The organism is Streptomyces sp. NPDC055025 (assembly GCF_053608565.1).
On sequence record NZ_JBSGVS010000001.1, the window covers coordinates 294,216 to 311,432 of the forward strand.

At 68.4% G+C, this 17,217-nt stretch carries 9 protein-coding genes; 7 read left to right on the forward strand and 2 right to left on the reverse strand.

Going from position 1 to position 17,217, the window contains the following annotated elements:
- Positions 1-632: 632 nt before the first annotated feature.
- The 4 genes from ACWGDX_RS01185 (at position 633) to ACWGDX_RS01200 (ending at position 11,827) form a co-directional block, all read left to right on the forward strand.
- Positions 633-8,324, forward strand: coding sequence for an amino acid adenylation domain-containing protein (locus tag ACWGDX_RS01185; RefSeq protein ID WP_453620936.1), 7,692 nt, complete (start codon positions 633-635; stop codon positions 8,322-8,324).
- Positions 8,325-8,342: 18 nt separating this feature from the next.
- Positions 8,343-9,989, forward strand: coding sequence for an AMP-binding protein (locus ACWGDX_RS01190; RefSeq protein WP_453620938.1), 1,647 nt, complete (start codon positions 8,343-8,345; stop codon positions 9,987-9,989).
- 9 nt (positions 9,990-9,998) lie between these two features.
- Positions 9,999-10,763: a thioesterase II family protein gene (locus tag ACWGDX_RS01195; protein ID WP_453620940.1), complete on the forward strand. Its 765-nt coding sequence runs from the start codon at positions 9,999-10,001 to the stop codon at positions 10,761-10,763.
- A gap of 134 nt (positions 10,764-10,897) precedes the next feature.
- The gene (locus tag ACWGDX_RS01200) at positions 10,898-11,827 is read left to right on the forward strand and encodes a peptidase dimerization domain-containing protein (protein WP_453620942.1); all 930 of its coding nucleotides are present in this window, start codon (positions 10,898-10,900) and stop codon (positions 11,825-11,827) included.
- Here ACWGDX_RS01200 and ACWGDX_RS01205 read toward each other — a convergent pair.
- Positions 11,746-12,345, reverse strand: a complete 600-nt coding sequence (locus ACWGDX_RS01205) for a Wadjet anti-phage system protein JetD domain-containing protein (protein ID WP_453620944.1) — start codon at positions 12,343-12,345, stop codon at positions 11,746-11,748. The genes ACWGDX_RS01200 and ACWGDX_RS01205 overlap by 82 nt on opposite strands.
- A 173-nt stretch (positions 12,346-12,518) precedes the next feature.
- On the opposite strand from ACWGDX_RS01205, the gene ACWGDX_RS01210 reads away from it, so the two are divergent.
- Entirely contained in the window at positions 12,519-13,244 is a 726-nt protein-coding gene (locus ACWGDX_RS01210; protein ID WP_453620946.1) for a DUF6193 family natural product biosynthesis protein, read from the forward strand.
- Between the two features lie 120 nt (positions 13,245-13,364).
- On the opposite strand, the gene ACWGDX_RS01215 is transcribed toward ACWGDX_RS01210, so the two are convergent.
- Positions 13,365-14,966 carry an ISL3 family transposase gene (locus ACWGDX_RS01215; RefSeq protein WP_453620948.1) on the reverse strand — a complete coding sequence of 534 codons (1,602 nt, stop codon included), beginning with the start codon at positions 14,964-14,966 and terminating at the stop codon, positions 13,365-13,367.
- A gap of 127 nt (positions 14,967-15,093) precedes the next feature.
- Between ACWGDX_RS01215 and ACWGDX_RS01220 the strand changes: the two genes are divergently transcribed.
- Positions 15,094-15,573, forward strand: a complete 480-nt coding sequence (locus ACWGDX_RS01220) for an IMP dehydrogenase (protein WP_453620950.1) — start codon at positions 15,094-15,096, stop codon at positions 15,571-15,573.
- Positions 15,574-15,913: 340 nt separating this feature from the next.
- The gene (locus ACWGDX_RS01225; protein ID WP_453620952.1) at positions 15,914-16,834 is read left to right on the forward strand and encodes a hypothetical protein; all 921 of its coding nucleotides are present in this window, start codon (positions 15,914-15,916) and stop codon (positions 16,832-16,834) included.
- Positions 16,835-17,217 lie beyond the last annotated feature (383 nt).

Here is a 17,217-nt window from a genome sequence, read left to right on the forward strand (position 1 = left end):
GCAGCCACCACCGGGAACGCTTGGAGGTCTCCTCGGGGCTCTTGACGGCGCTGGGATGCGTGGACTCCAGGACCAGGCCGGAAGCGCTCGCCGTGCGCAGCAGCACGCCGTCGTCCAGCGTGGCCGGCGCCTCGATCACGAGAGTCCCCGTGGCAGACAGCACACGTACATCGCGCACGCCGGGAACACGGCGCAGCGCTGTCAAGTCACTGGCGCATTCGACACAGCCGGAGATCACCCGGTAGCGGCGTGATTCGATGTCCGCTTCGGGCGGGAAAGTCATTTTGCCGCCGGTCGAGGCAGCGAACTCATTCACTGTCGGTCACCTGCCTGTTGATGGGGAATCGGTGTCATCGAGGCGAGCGTAGGGTTTGGACCCGACTCCAAGGTCAAGCCCTTTGGCGCCCCCCCTTTTTTTGCGCTGTTCCGCACCCGCCAGCGACGCCCTCAGGCTTGCCACAAAGCAGGGTTGACTTAAAGCCGGGTTCAACGGAAAGACTCGCGCCCTGGCAGCAGCCCCCCGGCACCCCGCCCCAGCGGCAGCGTCGACCACGCGGGTCGTCTCGCGCCTCCACCGGTCACGTTCATTCAGCAGGCTCGGCCCTGGGCCTGGCCTCGAAGGAGGAATGGAAATGGGCGACTCTTCTGAGCCTTCGATCGAGCGTGCCGTCGCCACGATGGCCCTGGGTATCGAGTCGGACGGCCCCACCGAGGACAGGCGGGCCTACTTGGCCGTCGGCCTCGTGGACCTGCTCGCAACCGTTACCCACCTGCCCACCGCCAACATCCCCGAAGACGAACCGCTCCTGGTCGAATCGCTCCAGGCGACGCACATAAGCGCCGTCATGGACGCGGCGTTCGGCGTTCAGATACCACTGTCCGCCCTGACCGACGGTGTCAGCGTGCCCGGACTCACCGACCTACTCCTGCAGGCTCCCCGCCCCAGTGCGGACAGCCGCACTATGGAGGCGCCGGCCGACCCGGCCGCAGCCTGCGAGCCATTCGACCTCACCGACGTGCAGCAGGCGTACCTGCACGGCCGCAGCTCCGGCCACGAACTGGGCAACGTGGACGCCTCGTTCTACGTCGAGCTGGACACCACCAGCCTGGACATCGACCGCATCGAGCAGGCGATGCGCGCGGCGATCACCCACCACGACATGCTGCGGGCCGTCATCCGCGAGGACGGCCGCCAGCAAGTCCTCGCCGAAGTACCCGACTTCCACATCATCCGTGAAGACCTCTCCGCACTGGACGCCGCCACCCAGCAAAAACGCCTCCAAGACCTGCGCACCCAGGCCACCACCCGGCGCCGCGACGTGAACTGCTGGCCCCTGTTCGACCTGCACGCCACTCGCCTGAGCCACGAACAGACCCTTCTGCGCTTCGGCATGGACCTCTTGATCTGCGACGGCGCCTCCTTCGCCGTCCTGGTGGAGGAACTCGCCGTCCGCTACCAGGACCCCCAACTGCGGGCACCCGCCACTTATCTCACCTTCCGCGACTACCAGCACGCGGTCACCCGACCCGAGGACACAGCCCGCCAGGAACAGGCCCGTACCTACTGGACGGACCGGCTCGAGGAACTGCCCGCAGCACCCCGCCTTCCCCTCGCGGGCCCGCTGTCCGCAGTGAAAGAGCCGCACTTCAACCGCCGCCACCACATTCTCCCCGCCGTGCAGTGGCAGCAGTTCAAGGACCGTGCAGCCGCCCGCGGACTCACTCCCTCAACCGCGCTGGCCTGCGCCTACGCCGACGTCCTCGCCCGCTGGTCACAGTCGCCCGACTTCACCGTCAACGTCACCGTCAACAACCGCAAGCCCGTGCACGACCACGTCAAGAAGGTCATCGGCGACTTCACCACCCTCACCCTGCTGGAAGTGCACTCGGACGCCACAGCCACCTTCGCCCAGCGCGTGGACACCCTTCAGAGCCAGCTCTGGCAGGACCTGGACCACAGCGACTACAGCGGCATCCGCGTCATGCGTGAACTCGCCCGCCGCACCGGGCCCGCCTCCGCGATCTCACCCGTCGTCTTCTCCACCTTCGTCGGCACCGGATTCAGCGACACCTTCGCCCCCGACTGGCTGCGCGGCATCCACTACACACTGGCCCAAGCCCCCCAGCTCACCCTGGAATGCCTCACTCTGGAATTCTTCGGCGACCTGCACATCACCTGGGACTCCGTCGACGACGCCTTCGCCCCCGGCCTCATCGACGACATGTTCGACGCCTACCGGCATCTGGTGCAGCAACTCGCCCAGAGCGACGACGCCTGGACCCAGCACACCACCGTGCACCCCCCGGCGCAGCAACTGGCAGACCACGAGGCAGTGAACGACACCGCCCAGCCAGCCCCCGACACCCTCCTGCACCGCCTCGGCGACGCCCTGGCCCGCCGCGGCAGCGAACCGGCCCTGATCGCGGGAGAAGCAACCCTCAGCTACCACCTGCTGGAGAGCATGGCCTGCCGCATCGGCCGCGGACTACGCCGCGCCGGAGCCCGCCCCAACCAGCTGGTGGCCATCGTCATGGAAAAGGGGTGGGAACAGGCCGTAGCGGCCCTGGCAGTTCTGTACTCCGGCGCCGCCTACCTCCCCGTCGACGCCACCCTCCCCACCGAGCGCATCCACCGCCTGCTGGCGCTGGGCGAGGTGGATCTCGTTCTGACCCAGACATCGGTGCGTGAGCGTCTGCAGTGGCCCGAGCGACTCACCGTGCTCGACGTCTCCGACCCCAGCGCATGGGCGCACGAGATGGACGGCCCCCTGCAGGACGTGCAGAGCCCCACCGACCTGGCCTACGTCATTTTCACCTCCGGATCGACCGGCGAACCCAAGGGCGTCATGATCGACCACCTCGGGGCGGCCAACACCTGCCGTGACATCAACACCCGCTTCCACCTCGGCCCCGACGACCGGGTACTGGCCCTGTCCTCGCTCAGCTTCGACCTGTCCGTCTGGGACCTCTTCGGCGTCTTCGCCGCCGGCGGCACCGTGGTCCTGCCCGAGCCGGACGCCGGCCGCGACCCCCAGCGCTGGGCCGAACTGGTCACCCAGCACCAGGTGAGCGTGTGGAACACCGTCCCCGCCCTCATGCAGATGTACACCACATACGCCGAGGCCCAGCCCGCCCTGCGCGCCCTGGATCCGCTGCGCCTGGTCCTCATGTCAGGCGACTGGATCGAGGTCACCCTCGCCAGCCGTATCCGCGCCCTGAAGAGCACCCCGATCGACATCATCAGTCTGGGGGGCGCCACGGAAGCCTCCATCTGGTCCATCAGTCACCCCATCGAGGGGCCCGCCCCCGGCTGGAAGTCCGTTCCCTACGGCAAGCCGCTCGCCAACCAGAGCTTCCACGTCCTGGACGGCCACCTTCGGCCCTGCCCCACCTGGGTGACAGGCCGCCTCTTCATCGGCGGCACAGGCGTGGCCCGCGGCTACTGGCGCGACCCCGAGCGCACCGCCCAGCGCTTCGTGACCCACCCGCATACCGGTGAACGCCTCTACGACACGGGCGACCTGGGCCGCTACCACCCCGACGGCAACATCGAGTTCCTCGGCCGCGACGACGGCCAGGTCAAGGTCAACGGCTACCGCATCGAACTCGGCGAGATCGAGCAGACCCTCGCCGCCCACCACGAGGTGCAGCAGGCCGTCGCCCTCGTCGCGGGCAACCAGCTCCGGGCATTCGTGACCCCGCGCAGCGAACTCACGGAGGAAGGCGAACAGGAGGCCCGCGCACAGATCGTCGACTGGCAGCAGGTCTTCGACTCGCTGCGGGAGACCCCCTCCGCGCAGACCGCCGGATGGGCCGACAGCTTCACCGGGGAGATGATCCCCGATGAGGACATGGCCGACTGGGCCGACCTCACCGCCCGCCGCGTCCTGGCCCACCGCCCAAGACGCGTCCTGGAGATCGGCTGTGGCGCCGGACTGATCGCCACCCGCCTGCTGCCCGAATGCGTGCAGTACGTAGGCACCGACCTGTCCGCGCAAACCCTCACCGACCTGTCCAGCCGCCTCCACGAGGCTGGCCTCGCCGACCGGGCGACGCTACTGCACCGCGAGGCCACCGACCTCACCGGCATCGAGCAGGCCCACTTCGACTGCGTTGTCATTAACTCCGTCGTGCAGTACTTCCCCTCCGCCGCCTACCTGATGGACACCGTGCGCCACGCCCTGTCGGCACTGCGCCCCGGGGGAGTGGTCTATCTGGGCGACGTGCGGGACCTGCGGCAGCTGCGCTCCCTCCACACCGCCATCGAACGGGCCCAGGCCCAGCCCGCCGACATGCCCGCCGACCTGCGCTGGCGCCGCCAGCAGCGCGAGCTCACCGAGACCGAACTCATCCTGGACCCTCACCTGTTCTGGACCGGCACAGGGCACCCGGCCGCAGTACTGCCCCGGCCCGGCGCCGCGCACACCGAGATGGCCGACTACCGCTACGACGTCGTGATCTTCAACGACACCACCACCGCAGCGCCGCCACCGGCCTGCGAACTGGCATGGAACAACACGGCGGTCACCATGCCCACCCTCACCGAACTCCTCGAGGGCCGAGCGGAATCGGTGTGCCTGCACGGCATACCCAATGAGCGCCTGCAGCAGGACGCAGCCTGGGCCGAAGGCCTGGAGGACCCGGCGCACGCCCGCCTGCCGCTCACGGAATTCGCCGCCCTGATCGGGCCGCACACCAAGGAGACGGCCGCCCCCACGCCCGCTCAGCTGACCAACCTGGCCCACCAGCACAGCTACGGCTGCGAGTTCTTCTACCGGCCCGACAGCGCCCTGCGGACCTTCGACGCCGTATTGACCCCGACCCCGCACGCCGCAGAACAGGCTCTGCGCTCCTACGCTTTCACCCTCCCCGCCCCCCAGGACGGTGACGGCGCTCCAGCGTGGGCCAACCAGCCGCTGCGCGCCCGCCACACCTCCACCCTGCCCGCCCGCCTCATCCAGCACGCAGCCACCGCACTGCCCTCCTACATGGTCCCCGCCGACGTATTCGTCCTGGCCCACCTCCCGCTCACCGCGAACGGCAAGGTCGACGTGAGCCGCCTGAACGAGATCGCCGCCCGCGACCGCACCCGCGCACACCCGCTGCCCGACGCACAGCCCGCCGACGCCATCGAGGAAGCACTGGCCGCCGCATGGCAGCAGCTTCTGGGCGTGGCCGCCGTCTCCGTGCACGACGACTTCTTCCACATCGGCGGCGACTCACTTCTCGCGGTGCAACTGGTACGCGCCGTCGGCACGGCGGGCATCGGCATCACCGTCGCCGAGGTGTTCACCCACCCCACGATCGCCGCCCTCGCCGCCCTCGTCCGCCACCGCAAACCCCAGCAGACCGACACGCTGGCGGACCATCTCGCCCCCATCACCCCGGCCCCCGAAGACCGCTTCACCCCCTTCCCTCTCACCGACCTGCAGCAGGCCTACCTGCTGGGCCGCAACGGCTTCTTCGAACTGGGCAACGTCGCTGCATCGTTCTATGTCGAACTGGACGCCCCGCACCTCGACGCGGAAAGCCTCTCCACGGCCCTGACCGGCATGGTCCAGCGCCACGACATGCTGCGCGCCGTCATTGGCGCCGACGGCCAGTGGCACGTGCAGCGCGAGGCAGCCCCCTACCCGGTGGCCGTCACCGACCTGCGCCCCCTCGACGAAGAGCAGGCACAGGCCGAACTCTCCCGCGTACGCCGCGAATGCAGCACCATCATTTTCGACCCCGCCAAGGCCCCGCTGTTCGACGTCCGCATCAGCCAGCTGAACGGCTCCAGCCGGCTCCACCTCAGCCTTGACCTGCTGATCGCCGACGGCGGGACGGTCGCGGTCTTCCTCACCGAGCTCGCCGCCCGCTACACCGACCCCGACCAGCAATGGCCCACCCTCGATGTGACCTTCCGCGACTACCAGCACGCCCTGGCCGACGCCGAGAACAGCCCCCGCTACCAGCGGGCCCGCGCATACTGGACGGCCCGCGCCCACGACCTGCCACCCGCTCCCCGGCTACCGCTGGCCGCCGACCCCGCCGACGTCGCAGAACCCCACTTCATCCGCCACAGCCACAGCCTGGATGCCGAGACATGGCAGGCCCTGCGCGAACGCGCCGCCCGCCACGGCATCACCCCCTCGGCAGCCCTGGCCACCGCCTACGCAGAAACACTCAACGCCTCCTGCGACGGCGACCCGTTCACCTTGAACGTCACTATCAACAAGCGCCTGCCGCTCCACGAGAAGATCGCCGACGTCATCGGCGACTTCACGGCCACCACCCTGCTGGCCGTGACCACGGACCAGACGGTCTCCTTCACGGACCGCGCCCGCCAACTGCAGACCCAGCTGGCCGCAGACCTCGACCACAACGAGTTCACCGGCATCAAGGTCCTGCGGGAACTCGCCCGCCTGCACGGCCCCGAACGGGCCACCATCCCCATCGTGTTCACCAGCGCCCTCGACTCCAAGGGTGCCGATCTCGCCGAAGCCGCCGCCGGACTGGGAACGATGGTCGACAGCATCGTGCACACCCCGCAGGTCCACATCGACCACCAGGTCTACGAGTACGCCGGCCAACTCGTCCTGAACTGGGACTTCATCGAGGAACTCTTCCACCCCACAGACCTCGACCAGATGTTCCGGACCTACGTGAATCAGGTGGCCCGCCTGGCCGCAGACGACCATGCCTGGCAAGCCGCACCCCTGCCCCCCATCGGCCCCCGCAGCACAGCCCTTGCCACCAAGCGCCCCCAACCGGGACCTGAGACGCCGCCGCCCTCGGCCACCACCGACGCCGCCCAGCGCACCCTCACCCGGATCTGGGCCGACGTGCTGGGCCTGGACACCGTCCCCCCCACCGCAGACTTCACCCGCCTGGGAGGCGACTCCCTGCTCGCCATGCAGGTGATCGCCCAGGCAGCCGCCGCAGGGCTGGTCATCTCCCCCCGGGACTTCTTCGCCCATCAGACGATCACCGCACTCGCTGCCATCGCCCGCCCCGCCACTCCCGAGAGAGGCCACAGCCGCCCGCCCCGAGAAGGCGACCTCCTCCTGCTCCCCCGACAGCAGGCCCTGCTCGAGGAGTGGAAGCACCCACAGGAGCACAACTACGTCCTCCTCTTCGACTTCGCCGAACCCCTGGACCGCACCGCCCTCAAGGTGGCCCTGCGCACCCTGCTACGCCACCACGAAGCGCTGCGCCTGTCCTTCACCGCGTCCACCTGCGGCCACACCGCGCACATCGCCTCCACGGACCAGCTGCCCACACCGCTGACCTGGATCGACCTCACCCACGCAGCCCCCGAGGAGGCAGCCCAGAGCGTGCGGGACATCAGCCTGCGCCTGCAGTCCTCCATCGATATCGGCACCGCCCCGCTGCTGCACGTCGCCGCCCTGCAATACCCCGACCGCCAGCAGCTGCTCATCGTCATCAACCGGCTCATCTGCGACAACTACTCCTGCCGGATCCTGTGCGAGGACCTCGTCTCGGCCTACCGGCAGGCCGCCGAGAACGGCGAGGCGGTGCTGCCCCCCGCGGACTCCCTGGCCGCCTGGTCGGAACTGGTGCACGCCCAGGCGGACAACCCCGAAGTGCAGAGCGAACTCGCTCACTGGCAGCGCTTGGAGCGACTCCCCGCCCTCACCCCGCTCACCTCCGAGGAATCGCTTCCCGCGGTGCCCGCACTCATCGCCCTCGACGAACAGGCAAGCGCCGCCCTTGTGCGCAGCGCAGCCGTTCCCGACATGCTGCTGGCCGCCGTTGCCCGGGTGATCGCCCGACGCACTGGGGCGGGCACCGTTCGCGTCGACCTCGACTCGCACGGCCGCGACATCCCCTCCACCACCCTGAACCCGGCCCGCATCGTAGGCAGGCTCGCTACTCGCTGGCCCCTTGACGTCCCCGCCCTACCTGCCATGGAGCTCCACGAGGCGGCCGGCGTCGTCGGGGACAAACGCCGACAGGCCCCGGCCGCCGGGAACCACTACGAACTCCTCGCCACCAGCAGCCACGAAGGGGCCCTGCACCCCACCCCTGCGCCGGTGCTCTTCAACTACCTCGGACACTCCGACGCATTGTGGGAACGCCTGGGCCTGGCTCTGAGCCCTGACCACCCCGGCGTCCTGCCCGACGCCGACCCGCAGAGCCGACGCCTGGAATTCGTCGCGGGGTTCTTCTCCGGTCGCCTCATCGTGGCCTGCCTTTCCGGGGCCCCGGACCTGCTCCACGCGATCGGCCGCGACCTCACCGTCGGCCTGCTCGGCCACACCGCGCCGCTGAGCGTCCCGGCCGACCTCGACGTCCTGCGCCACTGGCTCGCCCACTGAAACGAGGAGTCCACCCCCATGACAGACCAGTCGATCATCGACTGTTTGGCGTCCCAGCCCGGCGAGAGGCCCCTGATCTTCCTGGACGACGAACTGCACCCCACATCGCTGTCCCTGACCGGGCTGCGCGAGCGGGCGGACACCATCGCCACGACACTGGGCCACACCTACGGCATCGGCCCCGGACACCGCGTATGCGTACTCGGCCGCACTTCCCTGGAGTTGATCGCCACCTTGTTCGGGATCTGGCGCGCCGGCGCAACGGTCACCGTCCTACCCTCCACCCGAGCCGCCCACCTGCACGATCTGGCCCAGCGCAGGGTCGAGGCCGCCTCGGCCTCCCTGGTGGTGTGCGACCCACAGACGGCCCACCTCCTGGCGGGCAGCATGTCGGTGCCGGTCGCCGACTTTGCTGCCCTGGCCCACCACACCCCCGCCAGCGCGCCGCCCATGCCCGCCCCCCACGAGATCGCCCTGCTGCAGTTCACCTCCGGCACCACCGCTCACCCGCGCGCGGTTGCCGTCTCCCAAGCTCAGCTCGTCACCAACTCACGCGAATGCTTCGCCGCTTCCGGCATGCGCCCCGCCGACGTTTTCGTGTCCTGGCTGCCGCTCTTCCACGACATGGGCATCATCTTCCTGACCGGCTCCATCGTGCACGGCTACACCACCTGCACGATGGCAACCCAGACCTTCAGCGCCCGGCCGGGGACCTGGCTGGAGACTCTGACCGCCTACCGGGCAGCGGCCACCGTTGCCCCGAACTTCGCCTACGCACTCGCCCACCGCTACCTCACCCTGCGCCGCGGCGCCTACGACCTGTCCCACCTGCGATTCGCCGTCAACGGCGCCGAGCCCATCGACGCGTCCTCCCTCAACGACTTCACCACGGCCGCCGGCGAGTTCGGAATGCCGGCCACCGCCATGTGTCCCTCCTACGGCCTGGCCGAGGCCACCTTGGGCGTCACCCTGGGACACCACGACGAGCTCTACCGGCGCCTCACCGCCGATCGCACAGCCTTGGAGGCGGGAACCGTCCGCACCACCTCCGACCATGCAGGCGGGCGCACGTTCGTGGACTGCGGCACCCCCATCCGCAACACCCAGGTGACCGTCACCGACGACAGCGGCACGCCGCTGAGCGAGGGTGCCATTGGATCGATCCGGGTGAGCGGCCCAGGCGTGCTGAGCCAGTACTGGACCCCGGACAACAGCCCGCACCCCATCCCCGTGCTGGACGACTCCCGGCAACTGATCACCGGCGACCTCGGCTTCTTCCTCGACCGGCGGCTCTACGTCTGCGGACGCCAGAAAGACATGATCATCGTGGGTGGCCGCAACCTGTACCCCGAGGACTTCGAGTTCACCACCGAGAAAATCCGCGGCATCCGGATGGGCAATGTCATGGCCTTCTCCCTCCCCGCCAGCGAAAACATGATCGTCGTAGCGGAGACCAGCCTCACCGGCGCCCCGGCCGCCACACTCGCCCACACCGTCCGCGAGACCCTCTCACAAGAGCTGTCCTGCGCACCGCACGACGTCGTGCTCGTCTCGCCGAAATCACTGCCGAAGACCACCTCCGGCAAACGACAGCGCGGCCAATGCCGCAGCCAGTACGAAGCCAACCAGCTCATGGTGCGCGCCAGCACCCTTGCGACGAAGTAGATGCCCGCCATGCCCCCTGTCACCCACACCCGCCCCTCCGACGCAGACCCCTGGTTCCTCGAAGCCGAGGCACCCGCCCACCTGCCCACCTTGGTCCTCTTCCCACACGCCGGCGCCGGCGCCGCCGCCTATTGGCGTCTCGCGAGGCAACAGGCCGACCGGGCCCGCCCCCTCATCGCCCGGCTGCCCGGACGCGAATGCCGCGCCCACGAAGCCCGGTTCACCGACATCCGCCCGCTGATCCGAGCCCTGGTCCCGGCCCTGCGCCCGCGCCTGAGCGAGAGCTACCTGCTCTACGGGCACAGCATGGGCGCTCTGATCGCCTTCGAGGCAGCACGCCTGCTCACCCTCGCTTACAACATGCCCCCCGCCCGGCTCATCGTCTCCGGGATGGAAGCACCTCAAGACAGCTCCACCGGACACGCCCGCCACCTTTTGAGCGACGGCGAACTCTGGCAGACAGTCGCCGAGATGGGCGGCATCCCGCCCGAGATCGTCGCGGACGAGTCGATGCAGCAGTTGCTGCTGCCCCTGCTGCGGGCAGACTTCGAGCTGACCGACACCTACACCCTCGCCGCCATGCCACTCCTCACCTGTCCCATCAGCGCCTACGCGGCAGCAGATGACCCGGAACTGCCTCCATTCGCGATGGCCGGCTGGGGCGCCCAGACCACAGGTGCGTTCGAGCACACCACGCTGCCCGGTGACCACTTCTTCAACCTGCACCGCCCCTCGGGATTCAGCCAGGAACTGGAACACCTCCTCACCGGCTGACACCAGTACGGTCCAGGAAAGCAGGACGAGGGATAGGAATGACGTTGATACCGGCAGAGCGCCCCAGATGGTATCCGCCTGCCTGGTGCAGCCGACCGCGCGCCAGTACCGCGGAAGGAAGGGATGGGCTGAACATGACAGCACGGCTGCGTGCGGGCCGCTGCTTCGCCACCCGCCCCGTCATCGCCAAGGCCCTTGCCCCCTTCGGAGTCCCCGTCGTCCTGAGCGGTATCGGGCGCTTGTCGGTATCCGGCGCATCCGGACACTCCGGCTCCAGACACCCCACGACCGGCGCGACCTCCCGCGCCGCTCACCTGATCCACACCCTGGACAGCATCCCCCTCCCACCTCCAGCACCGGGCGACCCGTTCCCGCTGCCACCCAAGATCTCGGTCACCGCCTGCCACAGCGGAGAAGGATTCTCCGTAGTACCCCACCTGTGCGTCCTGAACATCGACATACGCCTCACCCCGGCCTTTGGCGAGGCCGACGCCCGAAGCCTTCTCCACGACGTGACCCGCACCCTCGACCGGGACATGCCCGGCCCGCGGCCCACCGTCATCGAAGTCGTCGCAGCGTGGCCCCCGTTCCAACTCCAGCCCGGTCAGGAGCCCGCCGCCGCACCGCTGCACGCAGCCAAGGAGAGCGGACTCGACCCGAGAGCCAAGACAGCCGGCCCCTCGAACATCGCCAACCTGCTGGCCAGCCAGGGCAACATCGCAGCCACCGCCGGCTTCGGCGTCCCCTACGAAGGACTCCACGGCCTCGACGAACGCGCCCACCTCGCTGAACTGCCCCAGGTCTACGCCGTCTACCACCAAGCAGTCCTCGACCTGTTGCACCCGGCCCTGACATCACAGATCCGTCCCACCCTCGCTCCCAACAACTCCCCAGTTGCGTCTCTGTCCGCCTCGCCGCAGGCGCGGTCCCATGGAATACGGCAGCCGCGCCCGTACCCAGGAGGTTGGCCAGATAGCAGGTGTCACCTCCGGTGCCGCGTCAGGGCCTCTCGCACGGCGGTGATGGCGTTGCGCTCCTGCTCCAGGCGTAGGTGCGGCCGGTAGGCACCGGTCCTCAGGTCTTGGTCGAGGTGGGCCTCCTCGGGGGTGAGGTGTGTCAGGCCGCCTCGTGCCTGGCTCTTCTCATGGCCCCAGTGGGACTCGTGGGCGAGGAGGGTGGCGTGGTCCATGAGCAGAGACGTGGTGTGCGGGAAGCGTCCTCGGACCTGGTTGAGGATGGCGAAGCCATGGGTGTCGATGTCGCCCCAGTAACAGAGGTCGACGTCGTTGAGCCAGGGCAGGTGATGCAGCAGGGCTGCGGCGTATCCGGAGCCGAGGACGGCGATGGCGTCGGGGACCGGCGGCAGCGAGAGGTAGGTGATCTTGTTCTCAAGGACGAAGACGGTGCGCACCCCGGGGGACCAGGCGGCCAGTTCCTCGGCGCGGACGGTGAGTTCGCTGAAGGGCAGGGGAGAGGCGCCGAGGTAGCGCAGACGGATGTAGATGGGCTTGGTGCGGAAGCCGTACCGTGCGACGAGATCGCTCTTCGGCGCGCTGGCGTTGACGCGGCTTTCAGGGAGCACTGGCTTTATTCACGAGTAGTGGTTCTGGCTCACTTTCCGTGGAGGGCTGACTGAGTGTGATGTCAATGGCTCCCCTGGCCGTGAGCAACGGACAGTCGGAGTCACGTGCCCACGGCCTCGCTGCGAGTCTGATCGCCGTTTTCTTGGTGGCGTCGCGACGGCAGACTATGAAGGTGGACTCTGACCTTTACCCTGATCTGGCTGCTGCGGGCAGCCTGGGCGCAGCGCTGGAACAGCTGGCGGCCGAACTCGGTGCCGATCTCACAGTGGTAGCCGGCGATTGGGGCCCACTCGTTTCGGCGGGCATCGCCTCGTCGGTTCCTGAGCGCAAGCCGCTATCCGTTCACATCGGGGCGGAGAGCCGCTGGTTCGGTGTCTCCGGGTGGAGTCACGGAGTCGAACTCATCACCGGAGCCACGCCCGACCTGGCGGATGTCGTCAGGGCTGGAGCGGCATGGGGGCAGGGCAGGAGCCTGCAGGAGCTGCGGGCGGAGCTGTCGTTTCTGCGCTCCAGCAAGCGCGCCGAAGCTCACGAACGCGGGTTGGCCGCGGTGGTGGAGCTGCAGTGGCGCACAATGCGGGAGGAGGCGGCCAAGGAACCGGATTTCACAGGGTTCGGTGAACTCGTGGAAGCGGCTCATGCAGAACCACGGTTGCGACAGCTCTATGTATTCTCCAGCCACTGGACGCTCGGCTTCAGCTCCTGCACTGGATACCCGTTCCGCGATGAGGTGGCCATCGTCCCGTCACACAGTGGCAGTCCTTTCCGCGTGAAGAGGCATCCGCTCTCCGATGACGTTCTCGGCGAGGCCGCCACAGCCGAGGAAGCCGTCGCCTTGGCAGTGCGCCACCTCCCCACCGATCTCGGTCCGGCCGTCGCGGGAACCCGCGGAACATGATGGATGACGAGCGCGAACCAAGTCGTTGACCGTCACCGGTCCTGTGGCCAGTTGGTTCCCCATCAGACGGCCGCGGACGGGGAAATCCAACTGGCCGCCCACAATGATCTGACCTGCGGTTCACGAGTAGAGCAGGACGCGCTTGCGGAGGAGGCGAAAGCCGGCGCGGCCGAACATCTGACGTTTGAGCATCTTGATTCGGTTGACGTGGCCTTCGACGACGCCTGAGCTCCAGGGCAGGGTGAGGCCGGCGATCACGGCGTCGCGGTCGCGGTCGATGCCTGCGGCGAGGGTGTGGAGGCTGGGGAGGTTGTCTCGCCGGACGGCGTCGAGCCACTGCGGCAGCCGTTCGCCCTGGTGCTCCGTGAGCATCTGGCCGAAGGAGCGGACGTGGCCGGTGAGGGCTTCGAGTTCAGGGCAGTGGACCAGAATGGCCTTGAGCCGAAGGTGCTCCGTCTCGGTGAGGGTCTCCGGCCGGCGAAGGATCCATCCGGCGACGACGCGGGGTGACGGTGGCCGAGACGTGACGGGGCCAGGCGAGAGTCGCTTCTCCCGGAAGTAGGCGCGAACCCGCTGGTAGCTGCCCTGATAGCCGAGCGGCACGATCTCCTCCCACACCGTCCAGGCGTTCGTGCAGCCCTGGTTCCAGGGGGCATCCAGGTAGGGCTTGAAGGCGTCGAGTTTGGATGGCCGGCCCTGCCACTGCTCGCGGAACAGGTCCTCCGGGGTGGCTGCGTCGGCGAGGAGCTTGACGGTGCGGGAGGTCATCCGGAGCTGGCGGCCGATCGCCCTCCGGCTGAGCCCGGCGGCCAGCAGTTCGTGGACGGTCGCGTGGTTCACACGGGTGCGGTCAGCGAACCGGTGTCCCCTTGGCCAGGGCGATCCGGAGGGATCTTCGAGCTTCTTCGGCTCGGGGGCAGGCTGGGCTGGATCCGGTGCCAGGACCTGCAGGCATCCGCGGTGGTTTGCGACGCACCGCTCCGCAGCCTCGCTCAGGTTGTGCCAAAGATGCCACCGGTCCGCGACCTGTACCACTTGTGGTGCCCCGGCCGTGGCCCCCTCGGCGAAGAACGGTGCCCGATCTCGGCAGACCACCTCCCCCCGGGGCCGTTTCACGAGCCAAGCGGCCAGGCTGGATGCTTCCCGGTCAGGCAGCAGATCGACTGGACGCCGGCTTTCGACGTCGACCAGGACAGTCGCGTAGTGGCGGCCTTTGCGGGTCGCGTACTCATCGACACCGACCACCCGCGGGGCTGGGACATCGGGATCGGGCAACGCTTCGACCAGCCGCAGTACTGTGCTGCGGCTCACGGAAACGCCGATCACGCTCGCCATGCGGGCACCGGCGCGACCGGCGAGCGCGAGCCCGACCGCGGCCAGCGTCGACCGCAGCCGCTCGGTCCGCCGACCGTACCGACGGGTCAACCCTGGCAGCTGTTCCGCGAAAGTCCGCCTCCCGCACGAGATGACCGGGCAGAGGAACCTGCGGACTCGCAAACAGAGAGCGACCCGTCTTCCTCCGCTGGGCACATCAGCAGGAAACCGCAGGTAGGAGCTGTGAATCCGCAGTGACCAGGTCCCGCATCCGGGACAGATGGCCCCAGCCGCTGTGCTTCGGACCTCTATGCGTACCGCCTCGTCGTTCACGGCGACCGACAGCACCGCCACATCGGCAATCGACGGGAACAGCAACTCCTCCAGCCGGAGCACTAATTCTTCCACGGGCCGCACTGTCGGCCACATCGCATTTGGTACGGGCCGATTCCGGGCAACTTCCCCAAGGCTGACTCACCCGAGACCCGTCACTCAGCGTGCATGCTCCACGGAAAGTGAGTCAGAACCACTTCACGTGAACGAAGCCACCTCCCGGGACTTCCATCCCCAGCGTCATGATCTGGACGGACCGGTCAGTGGCCGGATGACCGCTGTCGCCGGCCTGGCCCATACCGGGCCTGACATCACGCTTTCCGAAGCCAACGCGCGGCTGTGGGACGAACGGCTGGACTGCCTCCCGGTGCTGGATACCGAGGGTCACCTGCAACATCTGGTGTTCCGTTCCGATTACGCGGACAACAAGCGCTTCCCGAACCAGGTCGTGGACGATGCCAAGCGTCTGCGCGTGGGCGCGGGTATCAACACCCACGACTATCGGGAGCGCGTCCCGGCCCTGCTGGAGGCAGGCGCGGATGCGTTGTGCTTCGACTCGTCCGACGGTTACAGCGACTGGCAGGCGCAGGCTCTGTCCTGGGTGAAGAAGCACTATCCGGAGATCCCGGTCGGCGGCGGCAACGTAGACGTTGCGAGGCGTACGGCGTGCTCCGGCCGCTGACATCTCGGTTGCGACCCCCTTCGCCCATGCCCTGGCTGGAGTTGAGGATGAGGGAGGGGCGGGATGGGTGGCGCGGACGCAGCCGGGGATCGGGGCGCGCTCGCCCATGTTGCGCGTCAGCGCCGCCGGACCAGCGGATGCCCGGGGCCTACGTGACGAACGGCTCGGCCCTCGCCGCGCCGCCCATGTCGTCCGACCGTGCCCGGCTGGAGGGCTGGGTCCGGACCTGCTCTGGGGAAAAGTCGGCCCCGACGGTGATGTTCCGCAGCCGTCGGTATCTGCCGCATCCGCGTCGGTAATTCGCGAGCACGTGGCTGGGGTGCAGCCTACCGTCGAAGCTGTGACGACAGATGCGTGGCATGTGCTGAGCGGCTCCCTGCAAATACTCCACGAGGAGTTCAACAACACTTACGCCCGGCACCGCGGCCGGGCGTTGCCGGGCTCGCCGGCCGCGCTTGAACTGCAGGACGACGACTTGGCGGGCGAGTGGGGAGCGCGCCCGGTGCACGACGCGCATCTGGCCGCCATATCGCCGACTTCGGCAGTCATGGACCATCTCGACGGCCTGGGCATGCTGTTCACGTCTCCTAGTGGCCTGATGGCTTCGCACACGGTGGCTCGCAGCGCCCTGGACATCGCCACCAAGCCTTGGTTCCTGCTGGAGCCGGACATCGGTGCCCGGGAGCGGGTACGGCGCTACATGAACTACCGACTGCAGAGCCTGAAAGAGCAGTCGCTGATGTTGGGGAACGACCACGCCTCCGAAGCAGAAGCCGTTCGCCAACACGTGAGAGAGCGCACCGAACGCATCCTTCGTGCTGCCCGACACCACGGTTTCTCCGTCAAGGGGAAGATCATGGACAAGGTGCGGCCCTGCTACCTCGGCCCGCATCCGGTGCCCAGCACCACAGAGATGGCCAGCGATGTCATCGCACCAGGTGGCAGCCAGCTGGGCGCTCTGCTGTGGCGGGCTACCTCAGCCATCGCACATGGGCAGACTCACGGCCTGATGATGTTCTATGCGGAAGCTCCAGGTGCCCCAGTGACCGGACCGGACGATCACTTCGAATACCGGCAGATGCAGATCAGCCCCCAGGAAGCCGCTCTTCGTTGTGCTGGCGCTCCGCTCGCGACCCTGGCGATGCTACGACGCCTGTACAGCCACTACGGCTGGGCGGCGGCCGAGCTTGAGGCCGCTGGCCGACAGACCGCCAAGACCTGGCTGCACATTGCTGGTCTGCCACGCCCAGCCAATGTCTGAGCCCAGAGGGCGGCGGGTTCCCGCTACGCCCGAGCGTTCGAACCTTTTCGAGGTCGCGTAGGAACTTCGGCGCGTCGTCGGGAATTTCCTCGGGGCCGTACAGCGTGCCCGGGGTCCTTGATGGCGTTTTTCGCCTTGATCTGGCCGTAGGTGCCGATCAAGGTGAAGAACGCCGCCGCAGCGCCGCAGACAGCGGACATGGCTACCAGGTGCCACACGTGCGCCGCACCCGCCAGGAGCAGTACGACGGCCGCGGCCTCCGCGACGGCGGACACGACGTTGGCCCACAGCATCACGCTCGCCCTTGACCAGCGATCGGCGACCACACCGCCAACAAGCAGGGCCTCGCCGCCGACGCGCTGACGGCCCGGGTCAATGCGGTG